General features: G+C 59.7%; 22 protein-coding genes and 1 pseudogene. 6 read left to right on the forward strand and 17 right to left on the reverse strand.

Annotation, left to right across the window (positions count from 1 at the left end; translation table 11 throughout):
* Positions 1 to 52: 52 nt before the first annotated feature.
* The 11 genes from KZ498_RS22150 to KZ498_RS22200 all read right to left on the reverse strand — a co-directional run bounded on the left by KZ498_RS22150 (position 53) and on the right by KZ498_RS22200 (position 8,778).
* Positions 53 to 832: a plastocyanin/azurin family copper-binding protein gene (locus tag KZ498_RS22150; protein WP_312621670.1), complete on the reverse strand. Its 780-nt coding sequence runs from the start codon at positions 830 to 832 to the stop codon at positions 53 to 55.
* 52 nt (positions 833 to 884) lie between these two features.
* The gene (locus KZ498_RS22155) at positions 885 to 2,000 is read right to left on the reverse strand and encodes an aminotransferase class V-fold PLP-dependent enzyme (RefSeq protein WP_312621671.1); all 1,116 of its coding nucleotides are present in this window, start codon (positions 1,998 to 2,000) and stop codon (positions 885 to 887) included.
* Positions 1,997 to 3,340, reverse strand: a complete 1,344-nt coding sequence (locus KZ498_RS22160) for a M20 family metallopeptidase (RefSeq protein ID WP_312621673.1) — start codon at positions 3,338 to 3,340, stop codon at positions 1,997 to 1,999. Before KZ498_RS22160 ends, KZ498_RS22155 begins: the two co-directional genes overlap by 4 nt.
* Positions 3,341 to 3,468: 128 nt before the next feature.
* Positions 3,469 to 3,777, reverse strand: a complete 309-nt coding sequence (locus KZ498_RS22165) for a thioredoxin family protein (RefSeq protein ID WP_312621674.1) — start codon at positions 3,775 to 3,777, stop codon at positions 3,469 to 3,471.
* Between the two features lie 88 nt (positions 3,778 to 3,865).
* Complete coding sequence (locus KZ498_RS22170; protein WP_312621675.1) at positions 3,866 to 4,588, reverse strand: class I SAM-dependent methyltransferase; 723 nt, start codon at positions 4,586 to 4,588, stop codon at positions 3,866 to 3,868.
* A 24-nt stretch (positions 4,589 to 4,612) separates the two neighbouring features.
* Positions 4,613 to 5,599 carry a beta-propeller fold lactonase family protein gene (locus tag KZ498_RS22175; protein ID WP_312621677.1) on the reverse strand — a complete coding sequence of 329 codons (987 nt, stop codon included), beginning with the start codon at positions 5,597 to 5,599 and terminating at the stop codon, positions 4,613 to 4,615.
* Between the two features lie 44 nt (positions 5,600 to 5,643).
* Entirely contained in the window at positions 5,644 to 6,018 is a 375-nt protein-coding gene (locus KZ498_RS22180; RefSeq protein ID WP_312621679.1) for an SHOCT domain-containing protein, read from the reverse strand.
* A 769-nt stretch (positions 6,019 to 6,787) separates the two neighbouring features.
* On the reverse strand, positions 6,788 to 7,117 hold the full coding sequence (locus tag KZ498_RS22185; RefSeq protein WP_312621681.1) for an SHOCT domain-containing protein: 330 nt from the start codon (positions 7,115 to 7,117) through the stop codon (positions 6,788 to 6,790).
* Positions 7,114 to 7,533, reverse strand: coding sequence for a DUF302 domain-containing protein (locus KZ498_RS22190; RefSeq protein WP_312621682.1), 420 nt, complete (start codon positions 7,531 to 7,533; stop codon positions 7,114 to 7,116). Before KZ498_RS22190 ends, KZ498_RS22185 begins: the two co-directional genes overlap by 4 nt.
* Before the next feature lie 524 nt (positions 7,534 to 8,057).
* The gene (locus KZ498_RS22195) at positions 8,058 to 8,420 is read right to left on the reverse strand and encodes an SHOCT domain-containing protein (RefSeq protein WP_312621683.1); all 363 of its coding nucleotides are present in this window, start codon (positions 8,418 to 8,420) and stop codon (positions 8,058 to 8,060) included.
* 61 nt (positions 8,421 to 8,481) lie between these two features.
* Entirely contained in the window at positions 8,482 to 8,778 is a 297-nt protein-coding gene (locus tag KZ498_RS22200) for a hypothetical protein (protein ID WP_312621685.1), read from the reverse strand.
* A gap of 327 nt (positions 8,779 to 9,105) precedes the next feature.
* Here KZ498_RS22200 and KZ498_RS24795 point away from each other — a divergent pair.
* Together KZ498_RS24795 and KZ498_RS22210 are read left to right on the forward strand one after the other, a co-directional pair.
* Positions 9,106 to 9,842 (forward strand): annotated as a pseudogene (locus tag KZ498_RS24795) (DUF4396 domain-containing protein).
* Between the two features lie 225 nt (positions 9,843 to 10,067).
* The gene (locus tag KZ498_RS22210; protein ID WP_312621687.1) at positions 10,068 to 10,940 is read left to right on the forward strand and encodes a potassium channel family protein; all 873 of its coding nucleotides are present in this window, start codon (positions 10,068 to 10,070) and stop codon (positions 10,938 to 10,940) included.
* A 229-nt stretch (positions 10,941 to 11,169) separates the two neighbouring features.
* Here KZ498_RS22210 and KZ498_RS22215 read toward each other — a convergent pair whose 3' ends face one another.
* From KZ498_RS22215 to KZ498_RS22225, 3 genes are all read right to left on the reverse strand, one after another.
* Positions 11,170 to 12,594: a multicopper oxidase family protein gene (locus tag KZ498_RS22215; protein ID WP_312621688.1), complete on the reverse strand. Its 1,425-nt coding sequence runs from the start codon at positions 12,592 to 12,594 to the stop codon at positions 11,170 to 11,172.
* A 125-nt stretch (positions 12,595 to 12,719) separates the two neighbouring features.
* Positions 12,720 to 13,307: a MarR family transcriptional regulator gene (locus tag KZ498_RS22220; protein WP_142980804.1), complete on the reverse strand. Its 588-nt coding sequence runs from the start codon at positions 13,305 to 13,307 to the stop codon at positions 12,720 to 12,722.
* A 132-nt stretch (positions 13,308 to 13,439) separates the two neighbouring features.
* Positions 13,440 to 14,843, reverse strand: a complete 1,404-nt coding sequence (locus KZ498_RS22225; protein WP_310921665.1) for a permease — start codon at positions 14,841 to 14,843, stop codon at positions 13,440 to 13,442.
* Positions 14,844 to 15,225: 382 nt separating this feature from the next.
* Between KZ498_RS22225 and KZ498_RS22230 the strand changes: the two genes are divergently transcribed.
* From KZ498_RS22230 to KZ498_RS22245, 4 genes are all read left to right on the forward strand, one after another.
* Positions 15,226 to 15,798 (forward strand): DoxX family protein, encoded by a 573-nt coding sequence (locus KZ498_RS22230; RefSeq protein WP_103428182.1) that lies wholly within the window; start codon positions 15,226 to 15,228, stop codon positions 15,796 to 15,798.
* Between the two features lie 136 nt (positions 15,799 to 15,934).
* A complete protein-coding gene (locus KZ498_RS22235; RefSeq protein WP_246058030.1) occupies positions 15,935 to 16,234 on the forward strand; it encodes a hypothetical protein in 300 nt (99 codons plus the stop codon).
* Between the two features lie 33 nt (positions 16,235 to 16,267).
* Complete coding sequence (locus KZ498_RS22240) at positions 16,268 to 16,801, forward strand: SRPBCC family protein (protein WP_142980802.1); 534 nt, start codon at positions 16,268 to 16,270, stop codon at positions 16,799 to 16,801.
* A gap of 24 nt (positions 16,802 to 16,825) precedes the next feature.
* Complete coding sequence (locus tag KZ498_RS22245; RefSeq protein ID WP_115819529.1) at positions 16,826 to 17,725, forward strand: universal stress protein; 900 nt, start codon at positions 16,826 to 16,828, stop codon at positions 17,723 to 17,725.
* A 12-nt stretch (positions 17,726 to 17,737) separates the two neighbouring features.
* Here the strand turns inward: KZ498_RS22245 and KZ498_RS22250 are convergent, their stop codons facing one another.
* The 3 genes from KZ498_RS22250 to KZ498_RS22260 are packed head-to-tail and all read right to left on the reverse strand — an operon-like array spanning position 17,738 to position 18,657.
* The gene (locus KZ498_RS22250) at positions 17,738 to 18,013 is read right to left on the reverse strand and encodes a hypothetical protein (protein ID WP_115819528.1); all 276 of its coding nucleotides are present in this window, start codon (positions 18,011 to 18,013) and stop codon (positions 17,738 to 17,740) included.
* A 3-nt stretch (positions 18,014 to 18,016) separates the two neighbouring features.
* Complete coding sequence (locus KZ498_RS22255) at positions 18,017 to 18,304, reverse strand: hypothetical protein (protein WP_049983676.1); 288 nt, start codon at positions 18,302 to 18,304, stop codon at positions 18,017 to 18,019.
* A gap of 2 nt (positions 18,305 to 18,306) precedes the next feature.
* Positions 18,307 to 18,657, reverse strand: a complete 351-nt coding sequence (locus KZ498_RS22260) for a helix-turn-helix domain-containing protein (RefSeq protein ID WP_142980477.1) — start codon at positions 18,655 to 18,657, stop codon at positions 18,307 to 18,309.
* Positions 18,658 to 18,679 lie beyond the last annotated feature (22 nt).

Raw genomic sequence — 18,679 nt, forward strand, 5'->3', positions numbered from 1 at the left:
CGATTTGACACCGCGCGATTCGAAGACCTTCGTCGACGAACCTGCAGTTGGCTTACTCTTCGAAGTGGCTGTCACCCTCTTCGAGCCGGGCGCGACGTTCGTGGAACTCTTCGTCGTCGATTTCGCCCCGTGCGTAGCGCCCCCGGAGTGCGTCCATGGCCGAATCAGCGTCGGTAGACGTTTCAGCGTCTCCCCGACGCATCAGCCAGTAGACGGCTCCACCAGCGACGCCGAGCATGGCGACCAGCCCGCCGAACACCCCCACGAGTGACCCGCCGTCTACACCAGTGTTGGAACCGCCCATCCCACCACCCATTCCGCCGCCCATCCCGCCAGATCCCATCATTCCGTCGTCAGTTCGACTACTCCCTGTCCCCGACGAGGAGCCGTACGGAACGGTGCTCTGCTCGACGATTGTCCGACTCGCGGGCACGTCGCCGTCCGGAATCTGACTGTCTTCGGCTGGCCCGCCGGGGTTGCCGACGACGATGCGGCCGACCATCCCCACCGAGCGGTGCGGAATGCAGTAATAATCGTAGGTTCCCGGTGTCTCGAAGGTATGATCGAAGCTCCCTCGGGAGATAGTCCCGCTGTCGAACGTGTCAGCGTCGGCCGGAATCCGCTCCGAGTAGGCGGTCGCCGAGTGGGCTCCGGCCGCTAGCTCGAAGCGAACCGTCATACCGGGGTCGACGTGGAGTCCGATCGGATCGAAGTAGTTGTTGCCCATCTTCACGACGGGTGTCTCCTGTGCGGCTGCCGTTCCGGTAAGTCCCGCGCTTGCGACGGCACCAGTACCGAGCAGTCGCAGGAACTGTCTTCTAGTTGGGTTCATGAGTCGGTTTCTGTGGCGTGTTTCATCGTTACGTGGTCGCCGGATACGCTGACTACCACTCCTCGCCGAGTTCGTCGAGAAGCGTGTCGACGTCCGATTCGTCGTTAAAGGTGTGGAACGACGCTCGTACCGCGTTCGGTTCGGGAAGTGCCCGAACGACGATGCCCTCGTTGGCGAGTCGTTCGACTGTCGTCTCGGGGTCGTTCACGTCGACCGTGACGAGGCCGGAATCGGGATCGCGCGGACTCACCAGCCTATCGTCAGGGACCGCATCGACGAATCGTCCCGCGAGCGACGTGATGTAGTCCTCGGTTCGATCCAGTCCGACGCGGTCGACGAGGTCGATGGCCTCGCGGAGGCCGACGTGTACCGCCGGATTCGTCGTCCCGATCTCGAATCGAGGTGCACCCGGCTTGAACTCCGTCGTCTCACTCGTCGGCTCCGTCACGCCGCGATAGCCGACCGCCCGTGGTTCGAGTTGGTCGGCGAGCGCTCGGCGGACGTAGAGGAATCCCGCGCCCCACGGTCCGAGGAGCCACTTGTGTCCGGCCCCGGCGACCACGTCTGCCCCCCACTCGCGGATGTCCACGGAGAACTGCCCGATGGCCTGTACCGCGTCGACGAGTGTGAGTGCTCCCGCGTCACGTGCGACGTCGACGAGTTCGCTGACCGGGAGGCGCGTCCCGTAGTTCCACGTTACGGCGCTGAAACAGACGAGCGACGCTCCTTCGACTGCTTCGGTGTACTGATCCCGGTCGAGGTGGCCATCCTCGCTCTCGACGACGCGTACTTCGACGCCCTCGCGTTCGAGCCGTCGCCACGGGAGGATGCCTGCGGGGTGTTCGAGGTCGGTTCTGACGACGACGTCCCCCGGCGACCAGTCGAGGGTGGTGGCGATTCGGGTGATGCCGTCCGTGGTGCTTTGTGTTAGCGCAATCTCGCTCGCGTCCGCGCCGAGAAAGTCAGCGACGTCCGTTCGAACGTCCTCGTAGGTTGCGAACGCCGTCGAATACGGTCCTTCGTCGGCGGGAGACTCGTACTCGTGATATTCGAGAGACCGCTCGACTCGCTCGACGACTGTCTTGGGGCTGGGCCCGTGCGCACCCGTGTTCAGGTAGGTCACCCCGTCGAGTGCGGGGATCGACGCACGCAGTTCGGCGGGTGTCACTGTTGGTCACCCGTTTGCGTGGTCTGCTTCGGGAGATGGGTGTCTCCCATCCTACTAGTTGTGGCGTCGACTCGTTCCGAGCCGGTGTTGAGGTGGTTCAGGAGTTCGGCCGGAAGGCGCGCGTACACCTCGGCGTTTCCGACGAGCGCGTCTCTCGTCGTGAACTCGTCGACGGCGTGGGCCGTGTCGGTCCCGAGGCCGAACTCGACGGTCGGGACGCCGGCGTTTCGCATCTTCTTCGCGTCGCCACCCCCGGTCGCACTGCGACGGTAGACCCGGTCTCCCGTGACGTCGCTGGCCACGGCGACGACGGCGTTCGCCAGCGGCCCGTCGGGATGCTCGTACGTCCCGATGGACCAGTTCGCGTCGGTGATTTCGACGCAGTCGTGACCGGCCACAATGTCGCGGATGGTGTCGAGTACGTCTGGCGTATGGACGCCAGCGGTGAGCCGAACGTCGAGATGGGCTTCGGCGGCCCCCGGAACGACGTTCACGCGGTCACCGCCACGGACGACGCCGAGGTTCACCGACGGTCGCTCGAACAGATCCCGTGCGGTTCGTTCACCGAACCGTGGTTCGTAGTACTCTACCGATTCGTCGACGACCGCCTTGACGACGGGGTCGAGATCAAACGTCGTCTCGGAGAGCGTCGATTCGACATCGTCGACGGCGTCGCACAGACATCGAATCGCGTTCGTCCCGAGCATCGGGCGTGATCCGTGGGCGGACTGCCCCGTCGCGGCGAGGGTGAGCCAGATGCTCCCCCGATCAGCAACTGTCGTCGAGTGTCGGCCCTGCTCGCAGGTCGTCTCGCCGATGACGCACGCGTCGGCGGAGACGTCCCACGTCTCGAGGAGTGTCGGCAACCCCGCATCGCCGGCGACTTCTTCGTCGCTCACCAGCACAAAGTCGATGGTCATCGGTGGCTCTGTGTCGGTTTCGGCGTACGCCTGTGCCACGGTCAGCATCGCCGCGACAGCACCTTTCATGTCGGTTGTGCCGCGGCCGTAGATCAGGTCACCGTCGCGTTCGCCGAGTGGATCGAACGTCCACTCGTCAGGGTCGAATGGTACGGTGTCGAGGTGTCCCTGATAGAGGAGCCTTCGATCGGACGAGCCCGGAAGGGTCGCCACGAGGTTCGGCTTTTTTGGGTCGGAGACGACTCGTTCGGTTTCGATGTCGAGGTCGGCGAAGAACGACTCGACCCACGTCACGGTCTCACGGGTGTCGCCCGGTGGGTTCTGCGTGTCGAATCCGACGAGCGTACTCGCCAGGTCAACGACGTCGTCCTGATGGTCACGGAGGTAGGTGAGAGCGGGGTCGATAGTGGAGCGTGTCATGGGCTGTGGTTTCTGGCGGTACGACGGATCGATCGCACGTTTATTTGTTCGAATCGTACAATACTATTCGGAGTGGACCTGGTTTCATTCATTATCAGTGGTCAGTGTGCTTTGTCTTCTGTGAGTGGTCATCCACGAACGAGATCGACGAGCCGTTGTGCGAACCCAGATCGGTGGGTTTTCGCTTCCTGGATCGCCGCTTCTAGCTCGTCACGCTCGACGATGCCGATGAATTCGTCGACCCGCACGCCGTCCGCGTGGATGAGTATCGTAGGTGTCTTGCGGACGCCGTACTCCTCGGCGATCTCCAGATCCCGCTGGATGTCGACCTCGCGAAACTCGACGTCGGAGAATTCGTCTTCGATTCCCTCGTTCTTCTGTCGCTGCGTGGCGCACGCTCCACACGTCTCCTGGGTGAAGAGGATAACTTCGGTCACAGGTGTCTATATGGTCTTGGTAGTTATTGGACTTATTATTCAATATCATAGCCCGTGACCCGACGAGATCTTCGATTCGAAGGGACGGTCACCGCTCCGGGGTGAGCAGTGTCTCGAGCCGCGATGGAATGCGGTCGAAGACACGTTCCCACGGATTCCGGTGCTCGTCGAGAGCGACGAGCGTTCCGCGAACGAACGGCTTTACCGGCGGGATGCCGATTTCCAACTCATCGAGCTCTGCCACCTCGAAGCGATCGTCGGTTCTGAAGGTGGCTGCCGTGTCGCGGTTGAGATGACAGCCGGCTGCGCCGCGCCGCCAGACGGGATTTGCGGCGTCTTGGACGTGCGCGAGCCACCCGTCAGCGTGGACGTGTTCGAGAAATCGGAACTCGCCACCTGGTTTGAGTACCCGGGCGACCTCGTCGAGTGCCGCGTCGATGTCGGGAATCGTACAGAAGACGAGCGACGCGATGACGACCTCGAACGAATCGTCGGCGTACGGAAGCGATTGCGCCCCCTCGGGGCGAATCTCGATGTCGAGGTCGAGATCATTCGCTTTCTGTACCGCCCGCCGTCGCATGTGTGGATCTGGTTCGATCGCGTGGAAGACGAGCGATGGATCGTGCTCGGTTGCCGCTTCGAAGTACGGGAACATCGCACCGGTCCCTGTCCCGAGATCGAGTACGGCTCCGTTCAGATCCCTGGTAAGATATTCGCGGTGCTCCCGGAGAAGTGTCTCCTCGGCATGTTTCGTCACCGGGTCGTACACGGCCGCAAACAGCGGGTGTGATGGTGAATCGTCTGTGGTCATTCTTCTGTAGTTGTAGTATTGACCTTACGGGCGCACTGCAACGCCAGTGGGCATTGAACCGACTTCCACGTCGGTCTCCAGCTGCTGCTTCTCCAAGTCGATCACGGAGATGCTGCCGGAGCCGATATTGGTCACGTAGGCGTAACGTCCGTCCGGTCTCACTTTTACAATGTGCGGTGTCTCTCCTACGCCTATTTTCTCCTCCACTTGCTTCGTAGCGGTGTCTATCACCGACACGATGTTTGCCGACTCGCTGGTCGCGTACGCGTATTGCCCGTCGGGGTGAAACGCGATTCCGTGCGTCCCGCTGCCGATATCAATCACATCGCTCACTTTTAATGAAGCGGCCTCGATAACGGTGACCTGGTCCTTGCCGCGGCTGGAGGCGTAGATTATCGACCCATCCGGAGATGGTTCCGCCACGTGTGTTACCGGACCGATTTGAACTTCCGTGAGTATCTGCCCCGCTTCAGTGTCGATGACAATCGTCTTCTGGCTCTCACCACCACCGATGTAGAGTTGGCTTCCGTCCGGACTGAACGCCGGTACGTGGGCGATCGTTCCAACTGGAATCTTTTGGTCTACCATCTCTTTTTGGAGATCGATACGCCGTACCTCTTTGGTACCCCCAGTTGCAGTGTACGCGTAGTTGCCCTCGGGGCTGATCGCTGTGTGGAGCGGATTTGGTCCCACATCGATGGTACTCATCACTTGACGCGCGGCCGTGTCAATCACTGTGATGATGTCCGCACCGTTATTGACGACGTACGCTCGCGAGCCATCGGGAGAAAAGGCAACGAAATGTGGCCGTTCCTCGACATCGATGGTCGTCTGGACCTCCATCGCGGCTGAATCTACTACCGATACGGTGTTACTTCCTTGGTTGGTTACGTAGACCTCTCCTCCGTTCTGTGCCTGGGTCGAACATCCGGCTAATGAAACTCCGGCGGTTACGCTCCCTGCGATACCGAGGGTCTTCAGCCAGTTCCGTCTGGTGTAATTACGAGTCATGTGTGAATCTGTTGGATTGTGTTGCTGTGTTTTCCGACCGGTTCTTATTTTATCTCTCTCAACGTGTTTCGCCGCGTCTCGAACTCCTCTTCGTCGATTTCACCGCGTGCGTACCGTTCGCGGAGTATCGCGAGTGCGCGGTCGGAACCGGCGGGCTCTTCGCTCGATCCCGCCTCTGAAGACTCCGTCGAGGGGGTAGATTCGTGCGACGAGTGGTGCGACGAACAGCCAGATCGACCTCCATGCCGACCATGGCCGTGACCCATCATTCCACCGCCGAAGAGTCCTCGAAGCCCCCTCCCACGACCGCCGTGCATTGCGCGTGGGGCGGCGTGGCCACTTCTACCGAGGAATCCTCCGGATTCCGAGGTCGAAAACTGTTCTCCGATCGTCCGTACTGCTTCGAGTAGGCTTGTCATGAGTGCAATATGTGGTTTGTTGGGTGCGAGTTGGTACTCCTTCTACAGTTGAATCTACGGTCTTGTGTTTTATTGGAATTTCTGTTCATTTTCGAAAGTCTACGCTCAACACTTGCCCCCCATCGATTGAAGGGGCTGCTACTCCCTCCCACCTGATCGGCGGACAACTGACGCCCCTGGACGGCGGTGAGATTGCCGTCACTGCGTGCGAAATCACCGGCCAGAGCAGGCTCTGGATACGGTGTGTCGGACGCATCGCGACCCTCTGAACCACACGCGGCCAAATCCCGTCGGGCGTCGCCGAGCGAGCCGTCCCGCCGGACACAGTTGGCGAAATCGCACGCCAGATTCCTCGCATACGTCCTGACGGTGAGCTGACACCCACTCGTGCGGTGGGCCTGACGCACGTCCAGGTAGAGACTAATCGGAACTAACGGAACCACGTAGATCGTGGCGATCGCGACCCCGAACTGAAGCGGATGCCTCGGCGGAAGGCCCAGAAATCCAGCGAAGACGACGACCCAGAGGGCGAGCCCCTGACAGATGATGGCTCGCCAGTTGTTCGCCGGGAGTCGCGGACGCGTCGTCGCCTGTGCGCTCTTACTGGCTGCTTTCGGCGCGTCGGTCGATGGTGTGAAAGTCACGGTCGTGTCTGGGTGTTATTCGGAGCTGATCTGCCGGTCACCTCTAACCGTGGCTGTTCAGCAGCATCGGGTTCGACGGGTCGTCGGAGTCTTCGGGTGGTCGTCGGCACGGTCTTTTGATGGACCTACGAACCCTGTTGTTCGTTGTGAAGCGTTCGTCGACGGTCGTCGTATTCGTCCTCAGTCAGTTCTCCGCGAGCGTAGCGCTCGCGAAGCGTTTCGATTGCCTGGGCTTGGCCGGTGTCGTCGCTCCGGTCTCGATTACCCACGCCGTATACGAGGAGCAGGACGAGTCCAATCAGGAGGAGCGGCCAGAGGAACATTCCGCCGCCGAGCATTCCGAAGCCGCCGAATCCCATCATCCCTCCGCCCATCGTGAGGAGCGGAAGGACGACGAGCGCTCCGAGTACGAGGAGGACGATCGTCGCTGTGCTGGTTCGATTCGTTGTCGTCATTGGAGTTCACTTTCCGTGGTAAGCTGGTCGGTTACAACTGCGAGCACTCTCTCGAAGCGTTCGTGAACCTCGGTCGCGATCCCGTCCAACTCCGAGTTCTCCGTGATGGCGACGAGTTGCTGTGGGTCGACGGCGCTCACGACGACGTCACCGGCATCCGTCTCGTAGACGACGACGTTGCACGGGAGGAGAGCACCCAGGTCTGGCTCTTCGACGAGCCCTTCGTGGGCGAGCGGTGGATTGCAAGCACCGAGAATCCGGTATTGGTCTACGTCGACATCGAGTTTCTCCTTCAGGGTTGTTTTGACGTCGATGTCACAGAGGATGCCGAAGCCTTCGTCCTGTAGTGCGGTCATGACTGCAGCGACAGCGTCGTCGAACGGTGCGTCGATCGTCGTGGTGATGGTGTACGTCATGGATTTACTCCGTGTGTTGGGTTTCCAAGGTCGTGATTAGCCGCTGGGCTTCCGACAGTCCGGCTCCGCCCCACGCCTCCGGTGCGGTGAATGCATGGAGTCGTCGGCGTTCGGCAGCCTGTCTGCGTTGTTCTCGTGAGTCGATTCGGGCTCTGTGTTGCGAGTCGTTCATTGTGGTGGTGGTCGGTTTTGTCGTGACGCGCGTTTCGAGTCAGTCCGTGACTGGAATCGACGCGCGTCGAGTTTTGTTCAGATCGCTTGAGTCGTCCCCGACGGAGTTGGAGAGACCTTGTCGTCAGGTTAGCTCCGGTGCTCATTCTACATTTTGTGTGTCCGTTCCTTCTCTCCACAATACTATGGACGATTGCACGAGGCATAACCGGCCGAGTCCGTTTGCTGACCCAGCAAATCGTCCCGTCGTTCAGGTCTACTCTCTCGTGGTCGCTGTAGCACCCCCGAAGGTGCAAGCCGACGATACGAATGCGAGTGGAAGACATGGGAGGATACGTGGAGGGAGTCAATACTCACTGTGTGAGCGAGGCTCGCCGAGCCTCGAACTCCTCGTCCGAGAGTTCACCCCGCGCGTAGCGCTCGCGGAGTTCAGCGAGTGCAGTATCCGGCCCAGAGGACGGTTCCTCGCGGTTAGTCCCGTACACGAAGAGCAGGACGAGTCCGATCAGGAGCAACGGCCAGAGGAACATCCCGCCGCCGAGCATCCCGAAGCCGCCGAGTCCGCCCATACCGCCCCAGCCGCCGCCCATCATGCCGCCGCCGTAGCTCCCACTACCGTGGGCAGCAGCGGTTCCAGTCGCTGCGACCAGCAGTGGGACGGCGAGTAGCGCGAGTCGACGAGCAGTGCGTCCGAGGTGAGTGGTGAATTGCGTCATGATTGTGAATTGGTGGTGAGTTTCGGTATTCGGTCGAAGCGATCGAAACGGTCAGGGCCTATCAGCAGTGGCCCTGTCCGTACATCCCGCCGTTGTAGTCGTCGTTAGCCATGTCCTGGGCCATCTCGTCGACGGTCACACCCATGTGCGATTCCATCCACTCGACGCTACCAGGGCCCATGTGCTCGGTCATCTGCGCCTCCATCCAGGCCGCCCAGTCATCAGCGGTAGCGTTGTCAGTGGGCGCGTCGTCAGCAGCCGTGTCGGTGCCGTGTGCGCTGACTACGGGGGCGGCGAACGCGAGTCCGATGATCGCGAGCGCCACGAGCAGCCAGCCGCCGAGTTTGAAGGTGGTCATTGTCTTTCTCCTCGGTTACTCGTAGGACTGCTCGGGAGTTATCGACGTGGGCGTGAATCCACGTAGGAGAACGTTCGAGAACGTGTATAGGGCGTTCTAATCGTTTTTCAGGAACAGAATCGTTCGTAGTCGCCGAATTCGATGAGGATTCAGTTCGCCCTCCTTCTCCATCATGGCCTAGTTGAAGCCAGCAGTTGTGAGACGAGCTACTTTGGAATGTTAACCACAACTGCAGAAAGGTCCCCTGCCCTACTAGGTCGTATAACGATTCATCAAGCGGCGGACGATAACGTACAGCTTCGAATTGTTGCAGCTATTTCGTAGACTATGCCACTCCAGGGACTTCTCACACAGATCGAACACGCGCTCGCACCGGTTCGCCACGTAATGAAACCGATTCTTTCGGACCCGCTCGTGATGGGTGTCTGGGCGCTGCTCGTCCTCGCGTCCGTCGGCACCCTCTGGTGGGACATCCGCGAGCGGAATCAGGCACTGCCATCGCTGATGAAAGGCGTCTGGACGCTGGTCGTCCTCTACTCCGGGCCGTTCGGCCTGGCCATCTACTGGTACTCTGGCCGCACCCAGATCAGTAACGACTCGCTGTGGCGACGTGGCTTCCGCCGACCGCTCACTGCTATTCGGGCTGTGGGGTCGGTGAAGTCCTCGGGTTCGCGCTCCTCGCAGGCCTGCTCGCACTCCAGAGTACGCTCCTCGTTGCTGCAGGAACGTTCGCCCTCGCGTACCTGTTCGGCTACGCCCTGACAGTCGGTCCGCTGATGCAGGAGGGCGTCGGCTTCGGCGAGGCGATGCTCGACGCCCTCTACAGCGAGACACCGAGCATCACCATCATGGAGATCGCTGCTATCGGGACAGACCTGCTGATCGCCAGTCAGGCGCACATCAGCGACCTCCTGTTCTGGGGGGCGCTGGCGTTCTCACTGTCGGTCGGATTCGTTTTCGCGTTCCCAGTCAACGCCGTTTTAGTCCACTTCGGCGTCAAGGAAGGCATGAAGAATCCGGCCGAGATGAGACAGAGCGGCGGACAGGCACAGGCCGCCGACTAGCCCATCGTACAATAATGATTCAGCCGTCACCACCATCGATGATGAACTCGCTGTCTGTCGCTGCTCAGTTTGAATCGACTTCGGGGAGAACGACAGACCAGTGAACTATCTCTACTTCGGCTTGGGCGTAAGTCTGCTCATCGTGGCCGTGGTCGACCCCCTGTGGACGACCCTCTGGGTCGAGGGCGGTGCGGGACCCCTTACCGCACGCCTGATGCGGGGGACTTGGAAGCTGCTACGACGCGTTGGAACCTACAGCCCTCGCATTCGGCGCTGGCCGGCCCGGTGGTTCTCGCCCTCGGACTTGGGATGTGGATCGCCCTGCTCTGGGGCGGGTGGATGTTCGTCTTCGCGAGTGCCGAGAACGCTCTGAGAGACACCATCGACACAGGCCCTATCTCTTGGGTCGAGCGGTTCTATTTCGTGGGGTATTCGTTGTTCACGTTGGGAAACGGCGATTTCGCGCCCCGAGATGGCCTCTGGCAGATCCTGACTGCACTGATGACCGCCAGCGGGATGTTGCTGGTGACGCTGAGCATCACCTACGTCCTCTCCGTCCTCGACGCAGTCACGCAGAAACGGACGTTCGCGCGGAACGTGAGCGGACTCGGACTGGACGGCGAAGCGATCGTCACCACCGCCTGGAACGGTGATGAGTTCGACGACGTCGCGCTCCCCCTCAACAGTATCACCACGGCGCTGAACGAACTAACGTCTAACCACAAAGCCTACCCAGTCCTACACTACTTCTACACCGACGACCGCGAGGCCGCCGCCGTATTGTGTGTCGCCAGTCTCGACGACGCTTTGACCCTCTGGCAGCGAGCGACACCCGAGGCGAAGAGGCCCAGCAACTCGGTTCTCGAAAACGCACGGTCGAGTGTTCAGAGCTACCTCGACACGGTCAGTACGTTCGCGACGCAGTCCGACGAGCATCCACCGCTGCCCGACCTCGCCGTCCTACACAAGGCGGGTGTCCCTACGGTGTCCGACGAGGAGTTCGACGACGTACTCGAAGAGCTGAAAGAGCGACGCCAAACCATGCATGGATTGATTCAGGCGGACGCGCGCCAGTGGCCGGGAACCCGGGAGGAGTAGTACTGACGGGTGAACACCCCACTCTCAATCATCGTTGAGACACCGATCTTCGTTTCGTCGCTCCACCAAGAGCGTACGTCGAGGTTCAATTGACTTCTGGGTGGCAGTCGTTTGAGTATGAGTCCTGTATCAAATGAGGACGTCTTCCAGTCCCCGTAATAGGCGATGAACATGAATTCGAGTACGCGAGCAACAGAGGCGTTTGTTCGACTCGAAGCTCGCTACCGAGCTACTCGACGTATCTCACGACACGCGCCATGCCCGTATCGAGATGATACAAATTGTGACAGTGGAACAACCACCGGCCGGGATTGTCCGCGTGGAAGTCCAGCGTCACCTGACCTCGATGTCCCGGAACGATGACGGTATCTTTGACTGCGTTACCGACTTGGAAGAAGTGGCCGTGGAGGTGCATCGGATGGACGACTGGACTCTGGTTGGTCATCTGAATCCGGACGTGTTCCCCGGGTCGAATATTTAGTGGATCGGCGTCCGGATAGGCCTGTCCGTCAATCGTCCACACGTACTCACCCCTGCCGCGAGACAGCGTCAGGTCGAACGTCCGGTCGGGACGCCCGCTCACACCGTCGAGAGAGGAGAGTGCTCGAAGGTCGCCGTACTGCAATCGGGTACTCGAGGATGATGGGGGCTGTGGGGTGGCCGCACCACCTGTGGACTCATACTCGACGACGGCTCTGGCTGGTGGTTCGTTCCCGTCGAGTGCGTCCGCCTGAACGAACCATCTTCCCGGATTCGCCGCTTCGACGACGACGTCGTAGCGCTCGCCGGCTCCGAAGACGAACGAGTCTGCGTCGACGGGTTCGACGGGTCGGCCATCGGCGTGGGTCACCGTCATCTCGTGACCGGCGATCCGCACCCCAAAGACCGTCGCACTGGAAGCATTCACGAACCGGAAGCGAATCCGCTCGCCCTCAGTTACGTCGAATGTCTGGGGGTTCTCGGGCAGTCGACCGTTGATCAGGAGCCCCTCGTACGGTGGCCGAACGTCGCCCATCATCCCGCCTCCCCCACCCATTCCACCACCGCCACCCATCCCACCGTCCGACGGAATGCGGGGTTCTCCAGGGAGATAATCGTCGACGACGACGACGTACTCGCGGTCGTACTCGACGTGTGGGTCGGGTTCTTCGACGATCAGTGGGCCGAGCAATCCCCGGTCGAGCTGGAGCCCGACGTGGCTGTGGTAGAAGTACGTCCCGGCGGGTTCGGCACGGAACGTGTAGGTGAACGTCTCACCGGACGCGATCGGGTCTTGGGTCACGTTCGGCACGCCATCGACCGGATTCGGAACCGGAATACCGTGCCAGTGAATCGTGGTTTCCTCTCGGAGGTCGTTGGTCAGTTCGACACTGAGCACGTCACCCTCCTGAACGCGCAGCTCCGGTCCCGGGAATTGCTCGTTGTACGTCCAGTTGGTCGTCGACGTCTCGGGGGACGGTCGAATGGTTCCGGACGCCGCGGTGAGGCTGACGGACGTATCTGGCTCGTCAGTGACGGTCGAGCGTGGCGTCACCTCACGACCACCGTCATCGTCGGTGCCCGGGAGCTGACCGGCGCAGCCCGCGAACGCTCCGAGAGTAGATGCGCCTGTCAACTGGAGAAGCCTGCGGCGGGAGAATCCTCTGGAGGTCATTTCCCTTATTTTCGTGGTCGACGAGTATAGGCCTCGCGCTGAAGGAGGGTCATATGGCCATCGCTCAGTTTGATTTCAACACCTACGACGCCGGTGAATGGTTCTGAATCGTCGGAGATTCCCTGCTAGTTCATTTGTTTCTCTTGTAGGTCGTCACTCGGATAGATGCGATACGTCCGCCCTTGGCGCTCGCGGTACAGCAAGCCGCGCCTCTCAAGGGTACTAACCGTCTGGCTCACCTTGCTCTTCGAGAAGTCCGAGCGGTCCCGCAGTTCGATCTGTGTGATGCCGGGCGAGGAGAGAACCGGCTTGAGGATACGGCGTTCGTCTTCCGGTAGGAGGTCTAACACGCGAGCCTGTGGCTGGGACTCCGGATTGATAGCTTCATTCGGCTGGATCTCTGGTGATTTGGCGCTCTCACGAGCGGTTGCGCTCTCCACCTCGTCCTGTGAGTGATCGGGTACATCTGTGCCGGTGAGGTCGTCCCGAACCACGAGATACCCCCCGCCGATGACAGCCGAGACGAGGAGGGTTCCGAGGACGTACCAGAGCGGGTTCGTTCCGTGAACCGCCCCCATCGACATTCCCATCATCGATCCCATCTCCTCGAATGCTTGCCGTTGCTGGTACGCATCCCAGCTGAGCGCACCGCCGATGATGAGAACGGCAGCGACGAGGAAACCGACCACCGTATCGGCTCGCCGTCGATTCATCCCTCCCACCTCGATCTAGCGTGATACTCGTTCATGCCCGAGAGTTGGTGAGACTTCGCTGTACCAGTTGTGATTGACCGAGGCTAGTCTCGGGGCTGCTTGATTTCGGAACGATGTATCGAGACATGACGGTCAGTGGTGTTCATGACTCTGGGACGTCCCCGTTCCAGAGGGCTGTGGGTGTTGCTGTGCGAATTCGGATGGGTGCTTCTCGAACGACCGCTTGCATCGCTTCGAGCAGAAGTAGTACGTCTCGTCGTCGTGGGTGAGACTCGGCCCGCTATCGTCGGTCCGCATCCCACAGACGGGGTCCCGGTATTGGCCGGGAGCACCCAATCCTCGACGATAGACGTAGAGGAGGAACCCGGAGAGCGCGAACGCGATGATGTTGAGGTAGAACGTGTAGTTGAGTTCGAAGTACGTCTGTTCGGACGCGGTCTGGCCGCCGGTGAGATTCGGAACGATGCCGAGGGCGTTGAACAGTTCTTCCATGAGAAAGCCCGTGAAGGCCATCGTCACGAAGAATACGCCGAGAATGTACAGCATCACTTTCCAGCCGTAGTACTTCCGGTAGACGTTCAGAACGGGAATCGTGATGAGGTCGGCGTAGACGAACGCGATGATGCCGGCGAAGCTGACGCCACCGCCCCACAGCGCGACGGCGAACGGGACGTTCCCCATACTCCCGACGAAGCTGAGCACGGCGATTGTGACACCCATAATCGCGTTCTCGGCGCTGACGAGCAATCCCTCACCCTGCAGGAAGAGCGAGTTCCACACCCACTGTGGCACGAACACGATGACGAACCCCGAAATCAGAAAGCCGGCGATGATGTCTTTCCAGATCATCGACCACTCCTTGCGGTACTGATTCCCGACCTTGTACCACCCACCCCACGAGAAGAGTTCGTCGCGCCACCCGCCACTACTGGCAGCCTCTTGCTCGTAGGTCTCCATACAACCCTTCGAGCAGAACTTCAGCGTCTCGCCCCCGTCGGTCGTAAGCGAGTACTCGTTTTTCCCTTCCATCCCGCAGGTCGGATCCTCGGTGATTCCCCCCTCGTCGTCTCGCTGGTTCAGTTCCTGGCGAACTTGATCGAAGAGATTCTCGGGGAGCGTCAGATGAACGAGCAGTGCCATCACCGCGATGAGGATGACGCCACCGAGGAGTTCTGCGACGAGGAACTCCCACCCGAGGAGAATCAGAATCATCAGACCCAACTCCACGATGAGGTTCGTCGACGCGAACATGAACGCGAGGAAGTTCACTGTATGCGCTCCCTTCTTGAACAATCCTTTCCCGATGGCGACGGCCCCGAAGCTACACCCACTACTCGCAGCGCCGAACAGTGTCGCCTTTGTGAGTCCACTCAGGTTCCCCTCTCCGAGAACGTTGGCCATCCGCTCTTTCGAGACGTAGACCTGGACGAGACTCGTGATGGCGAGCCCCATAATAATCGCCCACGCGGCTGTCCAGAGAAATCCAATACCGATCCGTAGCGATTCGAGAATCCCCTCGACGAGCGCGGCCTGCATATGTACACCATCGCAGGCATCGTCTTTGTCGATTGCGCTTACAAATCAAAAACAGGGGGCGTCACTTACCCATAGAATCAAAATCGTGAGCTGGCTTCGACTGGGTTCGCCGCATCGCACGGGGACAAACGACTGCGAGGGGAGCGTATGCGGTTCACTGTTCGGGTCTAATACTGTCTGAAACCGCTGCCCCCACGAACTCCGGGTTACTCAGAGCGAGCGTGCATACGGGAATACATACCCATCAGATTGAGCAGACCAGCAATCGGGAGTGATGGCCATACTCATTGGTCGGTTTCGATTCGAAGATTTCTCGCCCTGATATCCGCCCCTTAATAAGCACAATTGTAATAAATTATGAATGAATCATTCTAGCTGCACTATGGCAACGACAGAAACCCTCGAAACGGAAATCTGGGGCCGTCCCGTCACGTTCGACTACTCCGAGCACTGGGTCGGATACTCACTGTTCCTCCTTCGCATCGTGATGGGGTGGACGCTCTTTCAGGGCGGCGTCACGAAGCTCGTCACGTATCTGGACGCCAACCCGGAGAACAACTGGACTGCCGCTGGTTTCCTGATGAACGCCGTCCCGGAAGGTAATCCGCTGATGGGATTCTGGGGGAGTATGGCTGGGAACCCACTCATCGACCAGCTCAATATGTGGGGGCTCACGTTGACCGGACTCGCACTTATCTTGGGTGCGTTCGTCCGTTGGAGCGCCTTCTGGGGTGCGGTGATGATGCTGTTCTACTGGCTCGCGTCGCTGACCGGCGGGCTTCTGGCAGGGCTTCCTGTCGCCCACGGGTGGGTCGTCGACGACCACATCGTGTACGCCGTCCTCCTGTTCGGGCTGGGCGCGTTCGGTGCTGGGCGGATTCTCGGGCTGGATGCCTATCTCGAAGACCTTGAGATCGTGCAGTCCAATCCGTGGCTCCGGTACTTGCTCGGGTGATTCGAAAGGAAGCCTCGAAAACGTCCTCCTGTACCGTTTTCGTATGTCGACGAAACGTCGGTGGTCCCCTTCGACGGGCGTTTGCTTTCGAATCGTAACGACAATCGCATTGAACCATGCCGACGTATTACTAGACATGAGCACGACTACCAGCAACACCGCAAACCGTACTGACCAAGCTGAGGATGCAGTCCGAGAACTGAACGCGATTGCACTCGGGGCATCCGGAGCGATCGTCGCAGCAGCCGTGATGCTACTGCTCGGTGTCTTCGGTGCTGTCGGAGTGTACGAGGGTGCGGTAGCGATGATGGAACAGTGGCACCTGTTCTTCGAACCGACCGTCGTCGGAACGGTGGCGGGCATGGTCGAGGCAACTGTCATTAGCTTCGTTCTCGTGTACGCCTTCGCGTGGTTGTACAACGCGCTCGCACGGTGAGCGAAGGAAAAATGAGAGCGTGGAGAGACCACCATGTATGTCACTGACAAAGCCGAAATCGTCATCGACGCATCGCCCGAGGAGATCTGGGACTACGTAACTGACCCCGTCCACTGGACGGCATCGAACCCCGAGGAACACTACGGACTCGAATACGACACACCCGATAATCGCCCACAAGAGGGGGCGACATTCCACCAGGCGGAAGAAGTCGCTGGGATGTACGCCGATCTGCACGGCCGATTTCAGTACATCGATCATCCACACGTGGCGGTCTGGACTGGGACAGCGTACTATCCACTCCTTCGTGGACTTGTCACCGTTCGAATCCCCGAAGGTGGTACGATTCGGCTCGAAGAGACTGAGGATGGAACCCGGATGTCACACGCCGTCTGGATGGACTTCCCGAATAACCGCCGGGGCCGGTTGCTAAAGCGGCTCTTTACCACCGTTCTTGACGGGAAGGCCAAGCTCTACGACCACACCAACAAGGAGCTCGTCTTCTTCAAGGAACGCATCGAGTCGACAGCCCATAAGCCCCCAAAACCGACGGACGAGAGTCCGTAGCAACATCAACGCACTCATCCAACCATGTATACCGACATCCTCATCCCGACTGATGGCAGCGATAACGTCGAGCCCGCAATCCAATACGGACTTGAGCTCGCTCGCCGATACGACGCAACTGTCCACGCGCTCCACGTCGTCGACAGTTCGCCCATCGAGCGAAAGCTGGAACTGACTGCGCTGGAAACCGACCTGGAGACACTCCCAGACACGTGGTATGAGGCTGGCGATGCCGCCACCAAGCAGATCGAAACTCGAGCTGCAGAACATGGTCTCGACGCAGTAACTGAGGTTCGCCGTGGCATTCCAGCGCGTGAAATTCGTTCCTACATCACCGATACCGGGATCGACCTCGTCTGTATGGGAACCCGAGGACACACCGGTCTCGACCGAGTCCTGCTCGGCAGTGTAACGACCCGACTCGTCCGTACTGTCGATATCCCCGTGCTCAGTGTCAAAGCAAAACAGGCGCTATCAGAACCCGGAATGCGGGGAGGCTTTGAGACTATCCTCGTCCCGACTGACGGGAGTAAGCCCGCACGAGAGGCAGTCACGCACGCTCTTGATTTGGCTCGGACGTACGATGCGACACTTCATGCCCTCTACGTTGTGGATAGAGGTGCCTACGCGTCTCGTCCGGGATGGACGTGGGACGAACTGCAGCAAGTACTGGAGCAAAACGGAGAGACTGTCCTCGAAGATGTCCAGTCCCGGGCAACTGCCGACGGTGTTTCAGTCGCTGCTGAGATCACCCACGGTGTTCCTCATCAGGCAATCGGAGATTACTGCGATCAACACGGAATCGACCTCGTCGTGATGGGAACACACGGACGGTCCAGCCTTTCACGACGGATCATCGGAAGTGTGACCGAACGGGTTCTTCGGAACTCGGACGAGCCAGTATTGACCATTCGAGGAGTATAGCCGTGGCTCGAGCTACCGGCGAAGCGAGATGAGAAGAACCACGAATCCGAGACCGATGGCGACCGATTCGATGATGTGGACAAGGGCGAGATCAAGCCCCCCGAACTCGAACAGTACTCCTTCGATGAACACACCGAGGGTAATAATTCCAAAGCCAACTGCAGCGTTTCTCATATAGTACGTCCCTGTTCGTCGATACGCCTCGAAACTGTAGTACGTGATCAGAATACCGAGGGCAAGGACAGCCAGGCGGACGGCCACGAGAACGGCTGTTGTCGTATCCACCATTAGTCAGTCCTCCAGTTTCTGCGGGTCACGTCCGTATAGAGCGTAGAGGATCGTGAGCATACCAATCGCGACGATGGTTGTTGCCACCGTTCCCGCATTATGTAAGGTCAGGCCAACCACGTCGAACAAGATTCCTTCGACGATCGCGCCGAAGCTGATAATGGCGAACCCGACCGCGAGGTACAGCATCGATTGACTGTTGCTACGTCGGTACCCTCGATAGGCCTGATAGGCGATCACGAATCCCAGAACCATTGTGACGAGCTTTGCGACGATGAGTCCGGGGTGCATGGTTATTCGTTCCTCATTGTGTTCCACAACCGAGCAAATCTGTCGGGCGCGTCTTCTCGAAGTTCGATACGGATGTCGAATCCTGATTCGAGGAGCTGGACCTCGACGCGGTCGAGTTGGGCTTCGTATTCGCTGTAATGATGACCGTCGGGATCAACGTGCGTTCGCTCGATAAGCAGATCGTACTCCAGTAACGTGTTGACCCGTCTGGAAACTGTCGAGACTGACATGTCACACTCTTCGCTGAGTTCCTTGGCGGACAGCTGTTTTGGGCGAGTCGCCTCGAGGATGGCGCGTGCATAGTCGTCGTCAAGGATTTCGAGAATCCCCGAGATGTCTCGCTCCTCACTCACAATCCGTGTTGTTGTGGGTGGG

This window comes from Haloarcula sp. 1CSR25-25 (genome assembly GCF_032027985.1).
Classification (GTDB): Archaea; Halobacteriota; Halobacteria; order Halobacteriales; family Haloarculaceae; genus Haloarcula.